This window comes from Sulfuricaulis limicola (assembly GCF_002355735.1).
Lineage (GTDB): Bacteria > Pseudomonadota > Gammaproteobacteria > Acidiferrobacterales > Sulfurifustaceae > Sulfuricaulis > Sulfuricaulis limicola.
On the sequence record NZ_AP014879.1, the window covers coordinates 2387501 to 2408027 of the forward strand.

At 61.3% G+C, this 20527-nt stretch carries 24 protein-coding genes and 1 tRNA gene (1 of these 25 only partly in view); 5 read left to right on the plus strand and 20 right to left on the minus strand.

What is annotated here, in order from left to right; genetic code table 11:
• Nucleotides 1-482, minus strand: partial view of a tyrosine--tRNA ligase gene (gene tyrS / locus SCL_RS11535; RefSeq protein WP_096361342.1) — the start only. 721 nt of this gene lie to the left of the window's left edge; only the first 482 of its 1203 coding nucleotides appear in the window; the start codon lies at nucleotides 480-482; its stop codon lies beyond the left edge, outside the window.
• A gap of 170 nt (nucleotides 483-652) precedes the next feature.
• Between tyrS and SCL_RS11540 the strand changes: the two genes are divergently transcribed.
• On the plus strand, nucleotides 653-2053 hold the full coding sequence (locus SCL_RS11540) for a peptidoglycan DD-metalloendopeptidase family protein (RefSeq protein WP_172426035.1): 1401 nt from the start codon (nucleotides 653-655) through the stop codon (nucleotides 2051-2053).
• Between the two features lie 11 nt (nucleotides 2054-2064).
• A complete protein-coding gene (locus SCL_RS11545) occupies nucleotides 2065-3192 on the plus strand; it encodes an anhydro-N-acetylmuramic acid kinase (protein ID WP_096361343.1) in 1128 nt (375 codons plus the stop codon).
• Nucleotides 3193-3254: 62 nt separating this feature from the next.
• Here the strand turns inward: SCL_RS11545 and erpA are convergent, their stop codons facing one another.
• From erpA to rplM, 8 genes are all read right to left on the minus strand, one after another.
• Nucleotides 3255-3608: an iron-sulfur cluster insertion protein ErpA gene (gene erpA, locus SCL_RS11550; protein WP_096361965.1), complete on the minus strand. Its 354-nt coding sequence runs from the start codon at nucleotides 3606-3608 to the stop codon at nucleotides 3255-3257.
• Between the two features lie 73 nt (nucleotides 3609-3681).
• Nucleotides 3682-4137 (minus strand): bactofilin family protein, encoded by a 456-nt coding sequence (locus SCL_RS11555; RefSeq protein ID WP_096361344.1) that lies wholly within the window; start codon nucleotides 4135-4137, stop codon nucleotides 3682-3684.
• Between the two features lie 157 nt (nucleotides 4138-4294).
• Nucleotides 4295-5011, minus strand: a complete 717-nt coding sequence (locus tag SCL_RS11560; protein ID WP_096361345.1) for a DUF6776 family protein — start codon at nucleotides 5009-5011, stop codon at nucleotides 4295-4297.
• Nucleotides 5012-5134: 123 nt separating this feature from the next.
• Nucleotides 5135-6166 (minus strand): N-acetyl-gamma-glutamyl-phosphate reductase, encoded by a 1032-nt coding sequence (argC, locus tag SCL_RS11565; RefSeq protein ID WP_096361346.1) that lies wholly within the window; start codon nucleotides 6164-6166, stop codon nucleotides 5135-5137.
• Between the two features lie 199 nt (nucleotides 6167-6365).
• On the minus strand, nucleotides 6366-7406 hold the full coding sequence (locus SCL_RS11570) for a porin (RefSeq protein WP_096361347.1): 1041 nt from the start codon (nucleotides 7404-7406) through the stop codon (nucleotides 6366-6368).
• A 493-nt stretch (nucleotides 7407-7899) separates the two neighbouring features.
• A tRNA-Gln gene (locus tag SCL_RS11575) sits at nucleotides 7900-7973 on the minus strand.
• Between the two features lie 94 nt (nucleotides 7974-8067).
• Nucleotides 8068-8463: a 30S ribosomal protein S9 gene (gene rpsI / locus SCL_RS11580; RefSeq protein ID WP_096361348.1), complete on the minus strand. Its 396-nt coding sequence runs from the start codon at nucleotides 8461-8463 to the stop codon at nucleotides 8068-8070.
• Nucleotides 8464-8482: 19 nt separating this feature from the next.
• Complete coding sequence (gene rplM, locus SCL_RS11585) at nucleotides 8483-8911, minus strand: 50S ribosomal protein L13 (protein WP_096361349.1); 429 nt, start codon at nucleotides 8909-8911, stop codon at nucleotides 8483-8485.
• 26 nt (nucleotides 8912-8937) lie between these two features.
• Here rplM and SCL_RS14160 point away from each other — a divergent pair, with 26 nt between their 5' ends.
• Nucleotides 8938-9132, plus strand: a complete 195-nt coding sequence (locus tag SCL_RS14160) for a hypothetical protein (protein ID WP_148665087.1) — start codon at nucleotides 8938-8940, stop codon at nucleotides 9130-9132.
• 384 nt (nucleotides 9133-9516) lie between these two features.
• On the opposite strand, the gene SCL_RS11590 is transcribed toward SCL_RS14160, so the two are convergent.
• Nucleotides 9517-9831, minus strand: coding sequence for a (2Fe-2S) ferredoxin domain-containing protein (locus SCL_RS11590; RefSeq protein ID WP_096361350.1), 315 nt, complete (start codon nucleotides 9829-9831; stop codon nucleotides 9517-9519).
• Between the two features lie 118 nt (nucleotides 9832-9949).
• Here SCL_RS11590 and SCL_RS11595 point away from each other — a divergent pair, with 118 nt between their 5' ends.
• The gene (locus SCL_RS11595) at nucleotides 9950-11200 is read left to right on the plus strand and encodes a (Fe-S)-binding protein (protein ID WP_096361351.1); all 1251 of its coding nucleotides are present in this window, start codon (nucleotides 9950-9952) and stop codon (nucleotides 11198-11200) included.
• Nucleotides 11201-11231: 31 nt separating this feature from the next.
• Complete coding sequence (gene coq7, locus SCL_RS11600; protein WP_096361352.1) at nucleotides 11232-11876, plus strand: 2-polyprenyl-3-methyl-6-methoxy-1,4-benzoquinone monooxygenase; 645 nt, start codon at nucleotides 11232-11234, stop codon at nucleotides 11874-11876.
• Nucleotides 11877-11880: 4 nt separating this feature from the next.
• Here coq7 and SCL_RS11605 read toward each other — a convergent pair whose 3' ends face one another.
• The 10 genes from SCL_RS11605 to SCL_RS11650 all read right to left on the minus strand — a co-directional run bounded on the left by SCL_RS11605 (nucleotide 11881) and on the right by SCL_RS11650 (nucleotide 20446).
• The gene (locus tag SCL_RS11605; protein ID WP_096361966.1) at nucleotides 11881-12276 is read right to left on the minus strand and encodes a VOC family protein; all 396 of its coding nucleotides are present in this window, start codon (nucleotides 12274-12276) and stop codon (nucleotides 11881-11883) included.
• Between the two features lie 28 nt (nucleotides 12277-12304).
• Nucleotides 12305-12724 carry an OsmC family protein gene (locus SCL_RS11610; RefSeq protein ID WP_096361353.1) on the minus strand — a complete coding sequence of 140 codons (420 nt, stop codon included), beginning with the start codon at nucleotides 12722-12724 and terminating at the stop codon, nucleotides 12305-12307.
• A complete protein-coding gene (gene trpC / locus SCL_RS11615; protein ID WP_096361354.1) occupies nucleotides 12721-13548 on the minus strand; it encodes an indole-3-glycerol phosphate synthase TrpC in 828 nt (275 codons plus the stop codon). The genes SCL_RS11610 and trpC overlap by 4 nt, the downstream gene beginning before the upstream one ends.
• The gene (gene trpD, locus SCL_RS11620; protein WP_096361355.1) at nucleotides 13545-14570 is read right to left on the minus strand and encodes an anthranilate phosphoribosyltransferase; all 1026 of its coding nucleotides are present in this window, start codon (nucleotides 14568-14570) and stop codon (nucleotides 13545-13547) included. Before trpD ends, trpC begins: the two co-directional genes overlap by 4 nt.
• Nucleotides 14571-14630: 60 nt before the next feature.
• Entirely contained in the window at nucleotides 14631-15863 is a 1233-nt protein-coding gene (locus SCL_RS11625) for a multidrug effflux MFS transporter (RefSeq protein WP_096361356.1), read from the minus strand.
• Nucleotides 15864-15873: 10 nt separating this feature from the next.
• Nucleotides 15874-16452, minus strand: coding sequence for an anthranilate synthase component II (locus tag SCL_RS11630; protein WP_096361357.1), 579 nt, complete (start codon nucleotides 16450-16452; stop codon nucleotides 15874-15876).
• A gap of 2 nt (nucleotides 16453-16454) precedes the next feature.
• Nucleotides 16455-17951: an anthranilate synthase component I gene (trpE, locus tag SCL_RS11635; protein ID WP_096361358.1), complete on the minus strand. Its 1497-nt coding sequence runs from the start codon at nucleotides 17949-17951 to the stop codon at nucleotides 16455-16457.
• Nucleotides 17952-18064: 113 nt separating this feature from the next.
• Nucleotides 18065-18772 (minus strand): phosphoglycolate phosphatase, encoded by a 708-nt coding sequence (locus SCL_RS11640; protein ID WP_172426037.1) that lies wholly within the window; start codon nucleotides 18770-18772, stop codon nucleotides 18065-18067.
• On the minus strand, nucleotides 18772-19464 hold the full coding sequence (rpe, locus tag SCL_RS11645; protein ID WP_096361359.1) for a ribulose-phosphate 3-epimerase: 693 nt from the start codon (nucleotides 19462-19464) through the stop codon (nucleotides 18772-18774). The genes SCL_RS11640 and rpe overlap by 1 nt, the downstream gene beginning before the upstream one ends.
• A gap of 286 nt (nucleotides 19465-19750) precedes the next feature.
• A complete protein-coding gene (locus SCL_RS11650; RefSeq protein ID WP_096361360.1) occupies nucleotides 19751-20446 on the minus strand; it encodes a protein kinase family protein in 696 nt (231 codons plus the stop codon).
• Nucleotides 20447-20527 lie beyond the last annotated feature (81 nt).

Genomic DNA, 20527 nt, shown 5'->3' on the forward strand with positions numbered 1-20527 from the left:
GGCTGGCCGGACTTGTAGCGCTTGCTGAAGTCGTCGCGCTCGAGCATGCGCGCCACCGTGTGCGTGGCCGCCAGCTGGATCAGATCGGTGGCGCGCATCTCGCCCATCCAGCTCGAATTGAACATCACCAGGGTTTTTTCCGGATCGAGGATCTTGTAAATCTGGTTTTCATAGGTGCGCGCGTTTTCGATCACCTCGTCGCGCGACAGCGGCGGACGCGTGCTGTTCTTGCCGGTGGGATCGCCGATCATGCCGGTGAAGTCGCCGATCAGGAACAGGACTTCATGCCCGAGATCCTGGAACTGGCGCAGCTTGTTGATGAGGACGGTGTGGCCCAGATGCAGGTCAGGGGCGGTCGGATCGAAGCCCGCCTTGACGCGCAGCCGCCGTCCGGACCGGAGGCGTTCGACCAGCTCCGTCTCGAGCAGAATCTCTTCGGTGCCGCGCTTGATGAGACGCAGCGATTCGGTGACATGTGTCATGTATATTCCTGAAACGGCAGGTGATTCCGGGCGCCGCAAAGCGTACCATAGGTGCCCTGACATGGCATGCCGACACCCAGCCCCGCCCGCAGTACGGTTGATCTAAACTTTAACCTGCCGGTTTTTTCAGGAGACTTCCCTTGCCCAGAGGATTGCCCCATAAAGGATTGTTGAAAAAAATCATCTCGGCGCTGCGCGTGCACGGCAAGGCCCATGCCCACCGTCTGCCGGGGCGCAGCGTGTGGCTCCTGGCGCTGGCGGTTTTCCTGACCTCGGTCACCATCGCGGCCATTATCCCGCGCGACAACGATACGCCGCCGGCAAATGCGCTGATCCCTTCCACGCCACCGCAAACGGTGCAGTTGGGCGAAACGCCCATTTCACCCGCGACTGCCTCCATCGAAGGCACGCCGGCTGATACACAAACGGTCAGGGAGACGCCCGACCGCGAGCACTGGACCGAAGTCACGATCCGCAAGGGCGACACGGTCTCGGATGTCCTGAACCGCAACGGCCACGACAGTGGAATGATCTATCGGCTGATCCAGTCCAACCCGGAAGCCCGCACCTTTCGTCAGCTGTTGCCGGGGCAAACGCTGCGCCTGCGTTCGGGCACCGACGGAACGCTGCAGGAGCTGGTTTACGAGACCGGTCCCGGTGAGGCGTTTCATCTCGTGCGCCACGATGGCCATTTCGAGCTTACCAAGGAGCTGCGCACTTTTGAAACCCGCGTGGCCCATGTCACCGGCACCATCGAGTCGTCGCTGTTCGAGGACGGCCAGGACGCCGGGCTGTCGGATAACATGATCATGAAGCTGGTGGAGATCTTCGGCTGGGACATCGACTTTGCCCTCGACCTGCGCCGCGGCGACAGTTTTTCCGTCATTCACGAGGAAAAATTCTGGCGCGGGCAAAAGGTCATGGACGGGGACATCCTGGCCGCCGAGTTCGTCAACCAGGGGCGGACGTTCCGCGCCATCGCCTTTCGCGACGCCAACGGCTACACCTCTTATTACGCACCCGATGGCGCGAGTGTGCGCCGGGCGTTCCTGCGCACCCCGGTGGAGTTCAGCCGCATCTCTTCGCGTTTCACCAACAGCCGTTATCACCCGATCCTGAAAACCCGACGCGCGCACAAAGGCGTGGACTACGCCGCGCCCACCGGCACGCCGGTGCGCAGCACCGCCAGCGGGCGAGTGCTGTCGATCGGCTGGGGTGGTGGTTACGGCAAGCGCATCGTCATCCGTCATAACGCCACGTACAGCACCGTCTATGCACATCTCTCGCGCTTCCGCGACGGCCTGCGCGTCGGCAGTTTCGTGGACCAGGGCCAGACCATCGGCTATGTCGGCGCCACGGGCCTCGCGAGCGGCCCGCACCTGCATTACGAGTTTCAGGTCAACGGGGTACACCGTAATCCCCTGACCTTCAAGTTCGCGGGCGGAGGAAAGATCGCCCCGCAAAACCGCGACGAGTTCGCGCGACTCGCCGGCGACTGGTCCGCACGTCTGGATGTCATCGGTCACGGCACACGCGTCGCCGCCAGTCGCCAGGCCGGCAATCCCTTGTAACTTTTTGCAGCCTGCCCGAAACTGAAGCCATGCATTACATCGGGCTGATGTCGGGAACCAGCGTGGATGGCATCGACGCCGCGCTGATCTCCGTCTCCGTGGGCGGACGTCCGGTTCTGGTGGCCACCCACGCCCATCCCATCGACGCCGCCGTGCGGGGCGAGATTCAGGCCCTGATGCGCGACGGCCCCAACGAAATTGAACGGCTGGGCGAACTCGACATGGCGCTCGGCGGGCTGTTCGCCGAAGCCGCCGCCGCCGTGCTCCGGAAATCAGGGCTGGCAAAAAAGGACATCCGTGCCATCGGCAGCCACGGCCAGACGCTGCGCCACCGTCCGCGTGCGGCGCATCCCTTCTCGCTCCAGATCGGCAATCCTTCCGTTATCGCCGAACGTACCGGCATCACCACGGTGGCGGATTTCCGCGCGCGCGACATGGCCGCTGGCGGCCAGGGCGCGCCGATGGTGCCGGCCTTTCATCACCAGATGTTTCATTCCGCACAGCGGAACCGCGTCATCGTCAATATCGGCGGAATCGCCAACGTGACCTGCCTGCCGGCCGACGCCGCACAGCCGGTGAGCGGGTTCGACACCGGCCCGGGCAATACTTTGCTGGATCAATGGATTCATCGGCATCACACGCATGCGCACGACGAGGCCGGACAATGGGCTGCTTCCGGACGTACATCGCGGGAATTGCTGGAACTGCTGCTGTCCGACCCGTATTTTGCGGCTCCGCCGCCCAAGAGCACGGGGCGCGAGCACTTCAACATGGAGTGGCTGCAAGGGCATTTGAAAAAACTCGCCACGCCGCCGGCTGCCGCCGACGTGCAGGCGAGCCTGGTCCAGCTCACCGCGCAGAGCCTCGCCCGGGCCATCCGCCGGTTCCTGCCGCAAACGCTGGAGGCCTATGTCTGCGGCGGCGGTTCACACAACCGTGCGCTGATGACGGCGCTGGCGGAGAATCTGCCCGGCATCGCGGTTACCACCACCGACGCGCTCGGCATGCCGCCGGACTGGGTGGAAGCGGCGGCCTTTGCCTGGCTCGCGCATCAGACGCTGGAAGGACTCCCCGGCAACATACCGGCGGTTACCGGCGCCGGGCATGCGGCGATACTGGGCGGGATTTACAAGGCGTAGCGAAAGCGGCAGAAACGAAAAAGGGCCCTTGCGGGCCCTTTTTGCGTGCGTCTTGTGCGGTGTCAGGTGTTGAAGGAAGAACCGCAACCGCAGGTGGTCTTGGCATTCGGGTTCTTGATCACGAACTGCGCGCCTTGGACGCCTTCCTGGAAATCGATTTCTGCGCCCGCCAGGTACTGGAAGCTGAGCGGATCGATCAGCAGCGTCACGCCGTTCTTTTCCACGCGCGTATCGTCCTCGTTGGCGTTCTCTTCGAAGGTAAAACCGTACTGGAATCCCGAGCAGCCGCCGCCGGAGACAAACACCCGCAGCATCAGCGCCGGATTCTTTTCCTCTTCGATCAATTCTTTCACCTTGTTTGCCGCGCTTTCGGTAAACATCAGGGGGGACGGCATTTCAGGCATGGCAGCACTCATCGGAACCTCCACAGATCACAGTAAACTTGATGAACCAATTATCCTATTCCTGACCCTGTGGGTCAACAATTAGCTAGTCTTCGACATCCAGACCATTTTCTCCGGCCGATTTCAGGCGAGTCACGGTTCCCTTCTGGGGATTGTCGCGACCGGCTTCAACCGCCTCGCGCACCAGGTTGCCGTTGACCACCGCCCCCAGGGCCATTTCAATCACCCGGTAATAGACATCACCGGATATTTCCGCCTTGTTCTGGAGCTCAATGCGTTCGGCGGCGCGCACGTTGCCCTTGATCGCGCCGTTGGTGATGATGTGCGGCACCGTGACGTTGCCGGTCACCACGGCGTTCTCGCTCAGCACCAAGGTGCTGTTGGCATCGCCCTTGGCCGTGATATTGCCGCGGACCTTTCCGTCCACGCGCAGGCCGCCGGTGAACACGATATCGCCCTTCAATTCCGTTTTCGCGCCAACCAGGGTGTCGATGGTGTTGCACGGTTTGTCGCTCGGTTTCTTTCCCAGAGCATTCAGCATTGCGTTACCCTCCATGTAGGCATTGTAGTTGACCCTGCATCACGTGAGAAATCGGGGTCAGAGACGGATTTTCTGACTCCCATGTTCGCAGAAAACCGGCGTCAGAGAAAATCCGTCTCTGACCCCAATTTCTTGCCGATTTCTCCCCAATTTCTCGCTACCCCAGCGGCCAGGCGTAGGTCGCCTCCGCCAGGGATGTCCCGCCGGAAGTCGTGATATAGACCTTGACGCGCTTGGGCTGGAAATTCCTCGGCAATTCCAGCTTGCCCTCGATGTCCTGAAAATACTTGAAGTTCACCTGGATCGGGCGTTCGTTCGCCGCCGGGAAGCGCAACAGCGTGTCCTCGCCCACCTGCATGCCGCTGATCTCGATGATCGCCCGGCCCTGGACCGTGCTCTCATGCTTCAGTGCCTGGATCAGCACCAGCTTGTAACGGAACTGGTTCGCGGCGCCGGCCGGCTCGATGTAGAGGTTCTGGATGCGCAGGCCGCTCTTCTTGTCGGCCGGCGAGATGATGTTGCGGTAGAAATTCAGCTCTTCACGCAGTTTCACGATCTCCTGCGCCGAGGCCTTGAGCGACTTGTCGAGATCCTGGTAGGCCGCCTGGTCCATCTGGATGGTGCGCTGCGAGCGCGCCAGCGACTCCTGCAGCTCGCGGTTTTCGTCCTGGAGCTTGCGCATATCGTCCTGCAAGGTCTGCTGCGTCTCCTGCGCCGACTGGCGTTCGAACCCGGCGCGGTTGAGGCCGTAGTTGTAGATGAATCCGGCGGACGCCAGCAGCGCCACCGCCGCCATCACCGCCAGCAGCAGCTTCATGCGCGGCGAGTAGCGCTGCTTGATGATCAGTTCGCCGGGTTTGTTGAGATCGATCATGGGGATTGGCCTGCGGAATACCCTGAATATAGCGGAAAATCGGGGTCAGAGAGGGATTTTTTCTAACGTCGGTCTTCTTTGAAAATTAATCTCAAAAAATCCCTCTCTGACCCCGATTTTCGGTCAGGGTAGCACGCCTGCCTGCCGCAGACCGGCGCGTTCGTCCAGCCCGAACAGGATGTTCATGTTCTGCACCGCCTGACCGGCGGCGCCCTTGACCAGATTGTCGATGACGGACAGCACCACCACCGTGTCGCCGCCCTGCGGCCGGTGCACGGCGATGCGGCAGACATTGGAGACCCGCACGGAACGCGTCTCGGGATGGCTGCCGGCAGGCATCACGTCCACGAACGGCTCGTTGGCGTAACGCTGTTCATACAATGACTGCAAGTCCGCTCCCGGCAGTGTGAGCCGCGCATAGAGTGTCGCGTGGATGCCGCGGATCATGGGCGTGAGATGCGGCACGAAGGTCAGTCCCACGGATTTGCCCAGCACCGCCTCGAGTCCCTGGCGGATCTCCGGCCAGTGACGATGACCCGCGACGCCATAGGCCTTCATCGTGTCCGCCGCTTCCGAAAACAGCAGATGCGTTTCCGCTTTCCGGCCGGCGCCGCTGACGCCGGACTTGGCGTCGGCGATCAGATGCTGCACATCCACCAACCCGTTTTCCAGCAACGGGAGAAATCCCAGTTGCACGGCCGTCGGATAGCAGCCGGGGTTGGCGACCAGCCGGGCCTCCCTGATTTTCTCCCGGTTCACTTCCGGCAGGCCGTAGACCGCTTCTTCCAGCAACTCGGGGCAGGCATGCGGCACGCCGTACCATTTCTCCCAGAGCGCGGGATCTTTCAGACGGAAGTCGGCGGCAAGATCGATGAGCTTCACACCGGCCTTGAGCAGCTCGCGCGCATGCGTCATGGCCACGCCGTTGGGCGTGGCCGAGAACACCACGTCGCAACCAGCGAGGGCTTTCGTGTCCGGTTCGGTGAACGCGAGCTTCACATGGCCGCGCAGGTTGGGAAACAGGTCCGCGACCTTTTTTCCGGCCTCGCCGCGCGAGGTGATCACCCGCAGATCCGCCTGCGGATGCGCCGCCAGCAGGCGCAGCAATTCCACGCCGGTATAGCCGGTGCCGCCGATGATGCCGATTTTGATCATAGGATTGGAAACCGTGATTTCACCGCAAACTACGGCAATTCGATTCAAAGATACAGGATATTGCCGGAGGCCGGAAGATCACTGTTTTTGCTGAATCTGAAACCCGGAAACCGGTTTCTGACTGAAAAAAAACGGGGCCCGAAGGCCCCGTCACTCGATACTGCTTTATGTTTGTTCAACCGTTACGGATGGCTTCCTCTTAGAACTTGAGGATATAACCAGCCGAGATACCGGTCGCGTCATTGCCGGCAGCAGTTGTCAGGTTATCACCATGGCCGCCGTTGGCGCTGGAGGTGGTGAAGGTCCCAGCCGTGTCATTGCTCACCGAGGCGTAGTTCAGATAGACCATGGCGGTCTTGCTGAACACGTGATCCACGCCGATGGCCCACATGTCACCGCCGTTGTCGGTCGCCGAATTGTCGACCTTGTCGGCATTCAGCCAATGGAACTTGAACTTGTTGTTGCCCATGGTCATCGCGGCAACCAAGCCCATGGCATCACGGTCGGCTCCCGAGACGCCGCCCATGTCGCTCAGCGATTCCCACAGCAGGCCGATCGTGAAGGCATCCATGGTATAGGCGCCCGCGAGACGGATACCGGTCGTGTCGTTGTCGGAACCCGTGTTGCCTACTTCGTTCCAGGCGGCGCCGACGAACAGCGGGCCGGAGGAGAAGTTCAGGCCCACGCTGGTATCCTTGTTGGATGTGTTGCCAGCCGCATCAGAACCGGCGTTGGAGGTGTTCTGCACCACCGCGTTGAAGCCGCTGAAGTTCGGGCTCTCATAACGGATCATGTTGCTGACACGGGCATCATACGCACCGGCATTACCGATGAAGTTACGCATGTCGCCGACCTGCTCGTTAAAGTTGTCGAGCTTGCGGCCAAGATCCTTGTAGGCGGTGTCGTGGCGACCGAGCTTGACCGTACCCCAGCTGCCGGCAAAACCCATGAAGGTGTTGCGCAGAGTGCCGCCAAAACCACCCGTGCCTTCGTCAGCAGCGAAGATCGGGCTTTCCACCTGATAGATAGCCTTGAGACCACCACCCAGATCCTCGTCGCCCTTGATGCCGAAGCGTGAGGAGTTGTTGGCCATAAAGCCTTCCTCGTTGACATCGTTGTCAATGCGATCCATCGACATATGGAAGTGGCCATACAGTGTTGCACCGGCCGCGTGGGCAGCGACCATCGGTCCGGCAACCAGCGCGGCGCCGACGGCTGCCATAAGAAGCTTCTTCTTCATGATTCCTCCTGGAATGAAGGTAGTTGGGAAAAAAACTCAAGCACAGTTCAGCTGCGCTTGTTGTAATTTATAGCACAGCCTTTTGCGAATATGCAACGCAATTTTGTAAATAAACGACAAATAATTATTATGTAACTTTTTTGCAACAAAAAGGTGAATTATCCCGAAAACAAGCTGATTTTTGCCAGATTTGGTGATTCGAGGGTCAGGATTGTCTGCTCCCAAGGATTCTTGTCGAGCCTTTGGGTTCGAGGGGACTAGGATTACTCGGGACATCCATGTCCCTCGCCCCTTCGGGGTCGCTGCCGCTTCGCGGTAGCGTTCCGCGCGCTCCCGGCGCGCGCTCGTCGACAATTTTGTCGGGAACAAAATTGGACGCGCTTTAGCGCGCCCGAAGGGCGGACGCCAGGGATGGCGTCCATCAAGCTAGGTTCTCATCCTAGTCCAAATCGAAAATCAAAACGGCCCGCACGAGGCGGGCCGTTTTGATTTTTGGCTGGGGGACTAGGATTCGAACCTAGATAAACAGAGTCAGAGTCTGTTGTCCTACCGTTAGACGATCCCCCAGAAGGGCTCCGGATTCTAGCTGAAAATTAACCGGCTAAAAATCATTAAGCCACCCGGAGGTGGCTTAATGTATTTCCGAGTCGCCGAAAAAGAATCAGCGCTTGGAGTACTGCGGACGCTTGCGCGCCTTGTGCAGGCCGTATTTCTTGCGCTCCACGGCGCGCGAGTCGCGCGTGACATAACCGGCCTTGCGCAGCGCGGGGCGCAGCGATTCATCGTAGGCCATCAGCGCGCGCGTGATGCCATGACGGATGGCACCGGCCTGGCCGCTGGGCCCGCCGCCAGCGACATTCACCATGATGTCGAATTTGTTTTCCATGTCCACCGCCACGAACGGCTGGCGCACGATCATGCGCGCGGTTTCACGGCCGAAATATTCATCGAGCGACTTGCTGTTGATCTTGATCTCGCCCTTGCCGGGCTTGAGATAAACGCGCGCCGTGGAAGTCTTGCGCCGCCCGGTGCCGAGATGGATGTTTGCCTGCGCCATGGTATTGGTTACCTGAAGATTAGATTTCCAGAACCTTGGGGTTCTGTGCCGTATGCCGGTGATTCGCGCCGCGGTAGACCTTGAGCTTGCGGAACATCTGCCGGCCGAGGGGGTTCTTCGGGAGCATGCCGCGCACGGCGGTTTCGATGACGTCACCCGGGGCCTTTTTCATCATGTCCTGGAAGCTCGTGGCCTTCAGACCACTCTGGTAACCGGAATAGCGATGATAAATTTTGTCGCGACTTTTCTTGCCCGTCACCTGCAGTTTGTCGGCATTGATGACGATGATGTAGTCGCCGGTATCGACGTGCGGGGTATATTCGGCCTTGTGCTTGCCGCGCAGACGCCGCGCGATTTCGGTCGCGACGCGCCCGAGCACCTTGCCGGTGGCATCAATCACATACCAGTCGCGCTTGACGCTTTCCTGTTTTGCGGAAAATGTTTTCATGAAAATTCTTCGGGTAATTCAATTGCTTGAAGGCTTCGCGCCATGCACTTGCGGTGCGGGACAGCCGCCGGAAAGCCGCGCATATTACAAAAGACGCGCATGAGTTACAAGGAAAAATCATCAATCCGGCTTCTGGCGGTCGAGAACCGCCTGAAGCCGATACGCCGGAAAACGGGCAAAAAAAAGGCGTGGCTGGGGAGCCACGCCCGAACCACCACTAGGAGGATGGAGGAGCCATTACCCGGCGCCTGAGCGCCGTAAAGAAATCTTTCAACTACCTGTGTTCAGATTAGCAAACTTCGGGCCAATCGCCAGAAAGCCTGCTCAAATAGAATATAATAATTATCTAATATTTCTACCTATTGTCAATATGATCTGAAAAAAATCTTTTACAAACCCCTAATATAATTCAACTAATTGATTTTAATAGTAAAACTTATAACTTCCAGCTCTGCTCTTGCCTGATCCTGCTGCCTGATTTCTTGAGCAGTTGTGACCCGGCATTTCGGATTTGGTTCAGTGCGGGCAATGCGTCAGCACATAGCACCAGGCCATCTGCGTCACCCGGTGACGCCTGGAACCCACCTCGAAGGCAACGACCGGGGTTATTCCTTCAGTTTGAGGCGCTCAACCGCCTGACCCTGCCGCAGGTGCCGGTCGATGATCTCGTCGATGTCCACCTGATCCACGTAGGTGTACCAGGTGCCTTCGGGGTAAACCGCGATGACCGGCCCTTCCTCGCAACGGTCCATGCAGCCCGCCTGGTTGATGCGTACGCCGCCCTTGCCATCCATGCCCAGCGACTTGATGCGGGCCTTGGCGTAGTCGCGCATCTCCTGCGCCGGGTGGTTGGCGCAGCAGGCGCTGCCGTCCTCGCGCTTGTTCACGCAGAAAAAAACATGATAACGATAATAAGACATGGGCCTGGAAAGTTGCCAGAATCGGGTCACAGACGCTAACGTAGCGGAATTATAGGTCATCGGCCCGTCTTGGGCATATTTTACCTGTACCTGTCACACTGCTTCCTGACCGCCCGACTTGAACCCTGACTTACATATCAAGCGCGAGGCCGCTAAATGCGTGGCCTGCGGGTTGTGCCTGCCACATTGCCCAACCTACAACCTGCTGCACGATGAAGCCGAGTCGCCGCGCGGCCGGCTGTCGTTGATGCTGGCGTTGGCGAAAAACGACCTGCCCTTGAGCGCCAAACTCGAGTCCCATCTCGCGCGCTGCCTGGGTTGCCGCGCCTGCGAGAAGGTCTGCCCTTCCTATGTCGGTTACGGACAAGCGCTCGACGCCGCGCGCGCGCTGATCGCGTCGCGCCGTTCCGCAAACGCCAAACCGGCGAACCGATCCGTCGCATTGATTCAATGGCTGGTGGAAAAACCGGCGCGGATGCGCGTGCTGGGAAAATTGCTGCGGCTGTACCAGGCGACGGGGCTGCAGTGGCTGCTGCGGAAAAGTCATGTGCTCAGGCTTGTCGGGCTGAGCGGGCTCGATGCCGCGGTTCCGAAACTTCAGACCCAAAGAACTTTCGCAGAAACCTGTCCGACAAAAAACAGGCCGAAGGGCCGCATCGCGCTCTTTACCGGCTGTCAGGCGAGCCTGACGGACCAGCAGGTGCTGGCGGCCTCGATCCGGCTGCTCAACCGGCTGGGATACGAAACGCATATACCGCCGGAGCAGGGTTGTTGTGGCGCCCTCCATCTGCATGACGGTCAGACCGCGAAAGCCGCCCAACTCATGCGGCGGAATATCGCGGCGTTCGCCAACGGTGACGACGCGATCGTATCCGTCGCCAGCAGTTGCGCCGCCACGCTTTGCGAATACGGAAAATATCCGGAAGGCGACGAGTCCGCTGGAAAATTTTCCGGCCGCATCCGGGACATCAATCAATTCCTGGCTGACGCGGTCTGGCCGGAGAATACCGCTTTCCACCCGCTGCCCGGGCGAATTGCCGTACATGATCCATGCACCATGACCAATGTATTGCGACAGGAAGACAAGATTTATGCCCTGCTCGGGAAAATTCCCGGCGCTGAAATCATCCCGTTGCCGGAAAACAGAATCTGTTGCGGCGCGGCGGGAACATATCACCTGACCCAGGCGCCGATAGCCGAACAACTGCGCACGCCGAAAATCGATCATCTCAAGCGCCTCGCCCCGGATATCCTGGTGACCTCGAATCCGGGCTGCGCCAGCTTTCTGGCGGCCGGCATGCGCGAGGCCGGGCTGGCCATCGAGGTCATGCATCCGGTGACGCTTCTCGAAAAACAGCTCAAGACTTGAAGCTTCAGGCTCTAAGTTTGATACTCATGCCATGACAAACCGCACATTTACCGCCCTTGACCGCCTGATGGAACAGCTGGATCAGGCGCTGCACACCGTGTTCGGGCCGGCGCCCAATCCCGGGCGCGCCAGTCCCGCGGCCGGCAAGGCCGATGCCGAACTGTCGGCCGCGGAGCGTGAATTGGCGGGCCGGCTCATGCGCATCAACCATACCGGCGAAATCTGCGCGCAGGCCCTGTACCAGGGACAGGCCGCGACGGCGCGGCTGCCGGAGGTGCGCGGAAAAATGGAACAGGCGGCGCAGGAGGAGAACGACCATCTGGCCTGGACCGAGGAACGCATCCGCGAGCTCGGCGGCCACACCAGCTATCTCAATCCACTCTGGTACACGGGTTCATTCGCCATCGGTGCCTTGGCGGGCATCATCGGTGACAAGTGGAGTCTTGGCTTTGTCGCCGAAACCGAACGGCAGGTGGTGCGGCATCTCGAGGGTCATCTGCAACGACTCCCCGTGGAAGACAACAAAAGCCGGGCCATCCTGGAACAGATGCACGACGACGAGGGCCGTCACGCCACGGTGGCCATAGAATCCGGCGGCGCTGAACTGCCGGAACCCATCCGCCAGGCCATGCGTTGCTCGTCGAAAATCATGACGCACACGGCGTACTGGATTTAAGAAATTACTTTTTTGCCAGCGGCGGGTGATAAATCATCTGCACCGTATTACCCGCCGGGTCCTGACAATAGAAACTGCGCGCGCCGTCGCGATGGGTTCTGGGTTCTTTCAGAATCTTCACGCCCTTCGACCTGAGAAATTCAAACCAGGAATCCACCTCTCCGATTTCATTGATGATGAAACCGATGTGATCGAGCCGCTGCGGCGCGCCGGGGTCGATGGCGGACGCAGCACGATGCAGCGCCAGATTGTCGCTGCCGCCGGTGAGATACACGTTGTCGGCGTCCGGCCGCCATTCCACCCGCATGCCGAGCAGGTCCGCGTAAAACCGCTCGCAGGCTTCGAGCTCCTTCACGTTCAGCGCCACGTGGCGCAATCCGGCGGTGGCGGGCGGACGCATCAGCTTCTGTCCCTTGAGCGTTGTGGGCTCATTCACTCTCGATCAGCTCGAAATCATGCGTGATCCTGGCGGTCTTGCCAAGCATGATCGAGGCGGAGCAATACTTGGTGGCCGACAGTTCGATGGCGTGCTGGACCTTTTTTTCGTCCAGATTCTTGCCGGTGACGACAAAATGGATGTGAATGTTGGTGAACACCTTGGGGTCGGTCTCGGCCCGCCTGGCCTCGATCTCGGCGACGCAATCCGTGATCTCCTGCCGCGACTTGCGCAGGATGTGCACCACGTCGTAGGCCGTGCAACCGCCCATGCCGATCAGCACCAGTTCCATGGGCCGTGAGCCCTTGTTCTGGCCGCCGGATTCCGGCGCGCCGTCCATGACCACCGTGTGTCCGCTGTCGGCCCGGCCTTCAAAGCTGACGCCGCCGGTCCATTTGACGTTTGCCTTCATGATTTCCTCGCCTGTCGCTGTGTCGACACCTCAAACAATTCCTGAAGTTTCAGGCCAGGATCATCGGCCTTCATGAAGGCCTCCCCTACCAGAAAGACATTCACTCCGCGACCGCGCATCTGCGCGACGTCGCAGGGCGCATGAATGCCGCTTTCCGTGACCACGATGCGGTCGCCCGGAATCCCGCCCAGCAGGTCGAGCGTGGTCGTCAGCGTCGTACGGAACGTGCGCAAATCACGGTTGTTGATGCCGATCAGCGGTGTGGGCAGTGCCAGCGCACGATCGAGTTCCTGCGCATCATGCACTTCCACCAGCGCGTCCATGCCGAGTTCCGTGGCAAGCGCCGCCAGTTCGCGCAGGCGCGCGTCGTCCAGCGCGGCCACGATGAGCAAAATGGCGTCGGCGCCAATGACGCGCGCCTCATAAACCTGGTACGCCTCTACGGTGAAATCCTTGCGCAGTACCGGCAACGCGCAGGCGGTACGGGCCTGTTTCAGGTATTCATCGCTGCCCTGGAAAAAATCCGCGTCGGTCAATACCGACAGGCAGGTGGCGCCGTGGCGCTCGTAACTTTTGGCAATTTCTGCCGGCCGAAAATCCGCCCGCAACAACCCTTTGCTGGGGCTGGCCTTCTTGATCTCGGCGATTACCGCGGGTTGCCCGGTGGCGAGGCGGTGGCGGATTGCCTGCAGAAAACCCCGCGGCGCGGGCGCATCGGCCAAGCGATTTTTCAGTTCCGCCAGCGGCGCGCGGCGCGCGCGCTCGGCCACCTCTTCGGCCTTGCGCGCCAGGATTTTTTGCAGAATGTCCGGCGGGGCGTTCATGCGGCGGCCAGCTTCCGGCTGAGGGCGACCAGATCCTGCAATTTCTTTCTGGCGGCGCCGCTGGCGATCACGGCCTGCGCGGACTTGATACCGGCGGCCAGACCGGGGGCCAGGCCGGCGACGTAGATCGCTGCGCCGGCGTTGAGCGCCACAATGTCGCGCGCCGGCCCGGCCTCGTTGTTCAACACCGATTCGATCATCTTGAGACTCTCGGCCGGGCTACCGGCAACCAGCTTCGACACCTCGCTGCGCCGGAGCCCGAACTGTTCCGGCTGGATCGTAAATATCCGCACCCGCCCTTCTTTCAGTTCCGCGACATGCGTGGGCGCACCGATGCTGATCTCATCCATGCCGTCCTCGGCGTGCACCACGAGCACATGTTCGCTCCCCAGCCGTTGCAGTACCTCCGCCAGCGGCTCCACCCACTGATCAGAAAACACGCCGAGCACCTGGTTGGGCGCGTTCGCCGGATTGGTCAGCGGCCCGAGCAGGTTGAAAATCGTGCGCACGCCCATTTCGCGCCGCGGCCCGATGGCGTGCTTCATGGCACCGTGATGTTTCGGGGCGAACATGAATCCAACACCGACTTCATTGACGCAGCGCGCCACCTGTTCCGGCGTCAGCTCCAGGTTCACGCCCGCGGCCTCGAGCACGTCGGCGCTGCCCGACTTGCTCGACACCGAGCGGTTGCCATGCTTGGCGACCTTGCCGCCGGCGGCGGCCACCACGAAGGCGGAGGCGGTGGAGATATTGAAGGTGCTGGCGCCGTCGCCGCCGGTGCCGCAGGTATCCACCAGATGCGGTCCACTGACGCCCACGGGCGTGGCGAGTTCGCGCATGACGCCGGCGGCGGCCGCGATCTCCTCGACGGTCTCGCCTTTCGTGCGCAAGCCGGCAAGAAACCCGCCGATCTGCGCCGGTGTGGCCTGCCCGGTCATGATCAGGCGCATGACCTCGCGCATCTCGTCGCCCGAGAGGTTACGCCGCTCGATCACGGCACGGATGGCGGATGGCATGTCCATGGGTTGTCTCAAAGATGAAAACGGCAAAGGCGCGATTCTGTCGCCGAACCGCGATGACGGTCAAGACAAAGCGGTTGCCGGCTCATGGGCGTTGAACCGTTGCCGCCAGTAAAACCACATCCCGACGCCCGCCAGGTTGAGCGCCAGCATGCCGCCCGCCAGAAATTCCACGCGGTGCGACAGCAGCGGCGCCAGCAGGCCGGCCACCAGGGCGTTGAAACCCGCCTGGCTGAAGCCCTGGAGCGCCGACGCCAGACCCCGGTGCGAAGGGAACACATCGAGCGCCAGCAGACTCAGGTTGGGCATGGCCAGCGACATGCCGGTGGCATACAGCATGACCGGGACGATGATGGTGTAGGCCGTGTGCGCCAGCCACGCCGCCAGGCCCAGATTCACACCGGCGGCGGCGAGCATCAGCCCGAAACCCGCGCCGACCGCCTGGACGTGCGAGAAACGTCCGGCCACCCTGCCGGAAATAAAGGCCCCCAGCATCAAACCGGCCACCAGCGGCACGAACAGGCGCCCGAAATCATCCGCGCCGTAATGCAGGTGGCGGTACATCACGTCCGGTGCACCGGCGATGTACAGAAAAAAACCGCCAAAATTGAGCGCGATCACGGCGATCAATACCATGAAGCGGCCGGTGGCCAGCGCCCGCCAATAGGCCGCGGCGATGGCGCGCGGATGTCCCGACTGTCTTCCCACCGGCGGCAAAGTCTCGGGCAGAAACAGTGCCGCCCACAACCAGACGACCAGACCCAGCAACACCAGAAACCAGAACACCGAGCGCCAGCCGAAGGCGTCGTGCAGCCAGCCGCCGATAATGGGGGCGACTGCGGGAGCGACGGCGAAAATCAGCATGACCTGCGACATGACGCGCTGCGCCGCGGGCCCGGCAAAGGCATCGCGGATGATGGCGCGGCCGACCACCAGCGCGCCGCTGGCAGACAAGCCCTGGCCGATGCGCATCAGCAGCAACCAATGAATGTTGGTGGCCAGCGCGCATCCGACGGAGGTAGCGACATAAACCACCACCGACACCAGTACCACGTTCTTGCGCCCGAAGGCGTCCGAGATCGGGCCGTACACCAGCATCATCACGGCAAACGCCAGCAGATACAGACTCAGCGTTTGCTGCATGGCTACCGGCGAGGCAGAAAACTCCTGCGCAATATCCGGAAACGACGGCAGATAGGTATCGATGCTGAACGGCGCCAGCATGGCGAACAGCGCCACGGTGAAGGTCAGCCGCAGTCCGAAATGGCGATGGGAATGGTGCGCCGGGTCGTGCATCGCAACCGGCTCAGGCCGCGCGCCGGTGGCTCTTCAGGAAATTCGCCAGCAGTTCATGACCGTGCTGCGTGAGGATAGACTCCGGATGGAACTGCACGCCCTCAACCGGCAGGGTCTTGTGCCGCACGCCCATGATCTCGCCGTCGTCGGTCCAGGCGGTGATCTCCAGGACATCCGGCAGGCTCGCGCGCTCGATGACGAGCGAATGGTAACGCGTTGCCTCGAACGGATTGGGCAGGCCCGTGAACACGCCCACGTCCTCGTGGTGGATCATCGAGGTCTTGCCGTGCATCAATTGTTTCGCGCGCACGATCCTGCCGCCGTAGGCCTGGCCGATGCTCTGGTGTCCGAGGCACACGCCCAGAATCGGAAACCGGCCGCCCAGTTTCTGTATCGTTTCCACCGACACACCGGCTTCGTTCGGCGTGCACGGCCCGGGCGAGATGACGATGTGATCCGGTTTCAGCTTCTCGATCTCCGGCACCGTGATCTGGTCATTACGGTGCACCCGCACGTCCTCGCCCAGCTCGCCCAGATACTGCACCAGGTTATAGGTGAAAGAATCGTAGTTATCGATCATCAGCAGCATGACTAAGCTCCTTGCCGGCCGTTGAGGCCGGCTGACGCCATGGCCACGGCGCGGAAGATGGCGCGCGCCTTGTTCATGGTCTCGTTCCATTCGTTGCGCGGCACGGAGTCGGCGACGATGCCGGCGCCGGCCTGGATGTACAGCTTTTTGTCCCGGATCACCGCGGTGCGGATGGCGATGGCGGTGTCCATGTTGCCGTTCCAGCCGATGTAGCCGACCGCGCCGGAATAAACCCCGCGGCGCGTGGGCTCCAGCTCCTCGATGATTTCCATGGCGCGCACCTTGGGCGCGCCGCTCACGGTGCCGGCCGGAAAAGTGGCGCGCAACACGTCGATGGCGTCCAGGCCAGGCTTCAGTTCGGCCGTGACGTTGGAAACGATATGCATGACGTGCGAGTAACGCTCGATGACCATCTGGTCCGAGACCTGCACGCTCCCCACCCTGGCCACCCGCCCGACGTCGTTGCGTCCCAGGTCCACCAGCATGATGTGTTCGGCGCGTTCCTTGGGATCGGCCAGCAGTTCCTTTTCCAGCGCCTGATCTTCGGCCTCCGTCGCGCCGCGTGGGCGCGTGCCGGCGATCGGGCGCACGGTGACCAGCCCGTCTTCCAGGCGCACCAGGATCTCCGGCGAGGAACCGACGATATGGAAATTTTTCAGATCCATGAAATACATGTACGGCGAGGGATTGAGCGTGCGCAACGCGCGGTAGAGGTCGAGCGGCGCGGCGGAAAAGGGAATCGCCAGGCGCTGCGACAACACCACCTGCATGATGTCGCCGGCACGGATGTATTCGAGCGAACGTTCGACGGCCTTCTCGAATCCCTGCTGCGTGAAACCCGAAATGAAATCGGCTTCCGCCACGGCCTTGTTATTATCCGGCGCCATGGCCCGGGGAATGGACTGGCTCAACCCGGCCACCAGCTCGTCCAGACGCGTGTTGGCCTTGGCGTAGGCATCGGCCATGGCCGGATTCACATGGATCACGACATACAGCCGCCCTTGCAGATTGTCGAACACCACCACTTCATCCGAAACCATGAGCAGGATGTCCGGCGCGCCGATGGCGTCGGGCTTGGCCATCCGACCCAGGCGCGGTTCCACATAACGAATGGTTTCGTAGCCGAAGTAACCGACGAGTCCGCCGGTGAAGCGCGGCAGCCCATGGATTTCGGGAACGGTATATTGCGCCCGGAACCGGCGCACGGTTTCGAGCGGGTCGGTGACGGTCTCGCGCTGGATGGTCTTGCCGTCTTTTTCGACGGTCACCTCGTTGCCGGATACGCGCAACAAGGTGCGCGCGGGAAGTCCGATGATGGAGTAACGGCCCCATTTCTCGCCGCCCTGAACCGATTCGAACAGATACGAATACGGCCCGCGCGCGAGCTTGAGGTAAATGCTGAGCGGGGTGTCGAGGTCGGCGAGGACCTCGCGCATCAGGGGGATGCGGTTGAAACCCTGGGCGGCGTAGTTATCGAATTCTTTTTTGCTTAACGACATGAATCACCATGAGATCACCAGTTAAACGGTCAGACGGCAACACGAGCAGCGGCCCAGGGCCGCCACCAGCGCAGATCCGACCATTTACGTGTTCCGTGTCTCATGGGTGTCGATCAAGCATACAGCTTCAGGTATTGCGGTATTTCCATCAGCGAATCCACCACGGCATCGGGCAGCGACTGACGGATATCGTGTCCGTGATTATAGCCATAAGTCACGCAAATGACAGGCATCCCGGCGGCACGCGCGGCGTGCACGTCATTGCTCGAATCCCCGACCAATACCCCGTGCGCGGCATCGATCCCGAAATGCCGGCAGGCATGCTGCAACGGCAGGGGATCGGGCTTCTGTTTCGGCAGGCTGTCGCCGGAGAGCACCAGCTTGAAGTACTTGTGGAGCTCCAAATTTTTCAGCAGCGGCAGCGTGAAAACCTCGGCCTTGTTGGTAATGCAGGCCAGCGCATAGCCCTGGTCGGTCAGCTGCTCGAGGGCCTCGACCACGCCGGGGTAAGGACGGCTCAGGTTGGACACGGCCTCGCCGTAATGTTGGCGAAACAGGGCGAGCCCGCGTTCGTTGAGCGCTGCATCAGGCTCGGCCTGCATCTCGCCGGTGAGGGCGCGCTTCACGAAGCGTGGCACGCCGTTACCGATCCAGGCACGATAATGCTCGATGCCCCAGGCGGGACGGTCGAGATCGGCGAGCATGCGGTTCGCCGCCGCGGCCAGGTCCGGCACCGTATCGATCAGGGTGCCGTCGAGATCAATCATGACCATCTTCACGGCCAGTGGAAAACTCGCTATCTTGCGGGCCGTCGTCGGCATCACACTTTGGCCTTGGCCAACTCGTCGCGCATCGCCTTCACGACCGAGTTGTAACGGTTCGGATCGCCGGCCTTGCCGGCGCTGAAAATGGCGGAACCGGCGACAAACGTGTCGGCGCCGGCCTCGGCGATCTCGCGGATGTTGTCCACCTTCACACCGCCGTCGATCTCGAGACGGATCGGGCGCCCGCTGGCGTCGATCATCTTTCTGGCTTCGCGCAGCTTGTCGAGCGAGGAGCGGATGAAGCTCTGGCCCCCGAAACCCGGGTTCACCGACATGAGCAGGATCATGTCGACCTTGTCCATCACGTACTTCAGATGATCCAGCGGCGTGGCGGGGTTGAACACCAGGCCTGACTTGCAGCCCGAATCACGCACCAGTTGCAGGCTGCGGTCGATGTGCTCCGTGCCTTCGGGATGGAAAGTAATATAGGTCGCGCCGGCCTTGGCGAAGTCCGGGATGATGCGATCCACCGGCTTGACCATCAGGTGCACATCGATGTCGGCCTTCACGCCGTGCTTGCGCAACGCCTCGCACACCAGCGGGCCGATCGTCAGGTTGGGCACATAATGATTGTCCATCACGTCGAAGTGAACGATGTCGGCGCCGGAAGCCAGCACGCTCGTGACTTCCTCGCCCAGGCGGGCGAAATCTGCCGACAGAATGGATGGAGCAATTTTGTAATCACGCATGATGTGGACCTTAATATCTCCTGAGAAGGCGCGCACTTTACCTGAAGCGGCTGAAGTTTTCAGCCGTGACATGCCCAATGCGCGGCTTTTTCGCTGTCTCGGGGCATCGCCAACGGGGTCGATTGAACGATCTTATCCTTTGCCGAAACCCCCACAATCCCAAATGAATTTACACCCTCATAAAAAAATCCGGGTGCTGCCGGGGCAGGTTCTGCTGCCAGCCGGATACGGCATGGGAGACCCGGACCGGACCCGGCGATGCAATCCCGGAATCGGGAAAAACCGATTAAGCCTTTTTGGTCAACAGCCAGCGGCTGAGATTGCGCACGCTTTTGCCGATCAGGCGCGCGCCCCGCTCAAGCCAGGTCTTGCGGTCGCGGGCGAGCGCCTGCATTTCTGCCTCATTGAGCAGTTCCGGCGCGTGCGTTTTCTTGAGGCGTGCCACCGCGACGCGATCGGCCTCGCAGAATTTCGCGTACATCCACCGGCTCACCGGGTTCCAGGAACGGCCGCGGCGAAAATGCGCGGCGAAATCCACCGCGTGCGGTTCGCCATCGGCACCGATCAGGATGTTGCCCGTGCTGCGCAGATCGCAGTGCGCCACGCCGGCTTCATGCAGGCGCTCCACCAGCCGGTAGAACCGCTCGAAGAATTGCGGCGTCAGCCCGCCGGGCGGCACTTCGCGTGCGCTGGCGCCGGGAACATATTCGAGCAACAGCGCATCGCTTCCCACCCGGCACAACAGGCGCGGAACGCCACGCACGCCGCGCAGCTGTTCGAGGGCGCGCGCCTCGCGCCGCGCCGACAATGGGCCCACCAGGCGCCGGAACCAGGGATCGGCCCTGCCGTAATCCTTCAGCACCGCCGCTTCATTGCCCGATCTGACCAGCAGGACATCCGGGCGCGAACCGCCGCCCTGGCGGAAGGTCTTCACCGCAAGGGTGCGCAAATCCTCCAGACCGAGATTTTCGAGCGCGGGCATGCGTGAATGATATCAAATCGGGTGCGCCGGACGTGAATCGCAAATCGTGAGTCGCCTGATGCGATCTGCTACGATGCGCGA

Bases quoted from the DNA above. Each gene is read 5' to 3' on its own strand.
- erpA (WP_096361965.1), bottom strand. From the start codon at position 3,608: ATGAGTGCTGCCATGCCTGAAATGCCGTCCCCCCTGATGTTTACCGAA.
- SCL_RS11555 (WP_096361344.1), bottom strand. From the start codon at position 4,137: ATGCTGAATGCTCTGGGAAAGAAACCGAGCGACAAACCGTGCAACACC.
- SCL_RS11560 (WP_096361345.1), bottom strand. From the start codon at position 5,011: ATGATCGATCTCAACAAACCCGGCGAACTGATCATCAAGCAGCGCTAC.
- argC (WP_096361346.1), bottom strand. From the start codon at position 6,166: ATGATCAAAATCGGCATCATCGGCGGCACCGGCTATACCGGCGTGGAA.
- SCL_RS11570 (WP_096361347.1), bottom strand. From the start codon at position 7,406: ATGAAGAAGAAGCTTCTTATGGCAGCCGTCGGCGCCGCGCTGGTTGCC.
- rpsI (WP_096361348.1), bottom strand. From the start codon at position 8,463: ATGGCGCAGGCAAACATCCATCTCGGCACCGGGCGGCGCAAGACTTCC.
- rplM (WP_096361349.1), bottom strand. From the start codon at position 8,911: ATGAAAACATTTTCCGCAAAACAGGAAAGCGTCAAGCGCGACTGGTAT.
- SCL_RS11590 (WP_096361350.1), bottom strand. From the start codon at position 9,831: ATGTCTTATTATCGTTATCATGTTTTTTTCTGCGTGAACAAGCGCGAG.
- coq7 (WP_096361352.1), top strand. From the start codon at position 11,232: ATGACAAACCGCACATTTACCGCCCTTGACCGCCTGATGGAACAGCTG.
- SCL_RS11605 (WP_096361966.1), bottom strand. From the start codon at position 12,276: ATGCGTCCGCCCGCCACCGCCGGATTGCGCCACGTGGCGCTGAACGTG.
- SCL_RS11610 (WP_096361353.1), bottom strand. From the start codon at position 12,724: ATGAAGGCAAACGTCAAATGGACCGGCGGCGTCAGCTTTGAAGGCCGG.
- trpC (WP_096361354.1), bottom strand. From the start codon at position 13,548: ATGAACGCCCCGCCGGACATTCTGCAAAAAATCCTGGCGCGCAAGGCC.
- trpD (WP_096361355.1), bottom strand. From the start codon at position 14,570: ATGGACATGCCATCCGCCATCCGTGCCGTGATCGAGCGGCGTAACCTC.
- SCL_RS11625 (WP_096361356.1), bottom strand. From the start codon at position 15,863: ATGCACGACCCGGCGCACCATTCCCATCGCCATTTCGGACTGCGGCTG.
- SCL_RS11630 (WP_096361357.1), bottom strand. From the start codon at position 16,452: ATGCTGCTGATGATCGATAACTACGATTCTTTCACCTATAACCTGGTG.
- trpE (WP_096361358.1), bottom strand. From the start codon at position 17,951: ATGTCGTTAAGCAAAAAAGAATTCGATAACTACGCCGCCCAGGGTTTC.
- SCL_RS11640 (WP_172426037.1), bottom strand. From the start codon at position 18,772: ATGCCGACGACGGCCCGCAAGATAGCGAGTTTTCCACTGGCCGTGAAG.
- rpe (WP_096361359.1), bottom strand. From the start codon at position 19,464: ATGCGTGATTACAAAATTGCTCCATCCATTCTGTCGGCAGATTTCGCC.
- SCL_RS11650 (WP_096361360.1), bottom strand. From the start codon at position 20,446: ATGCCCGCGCTCGAAAATCTCGGTCTGGAGGATTTGCGCACCCTTGCG.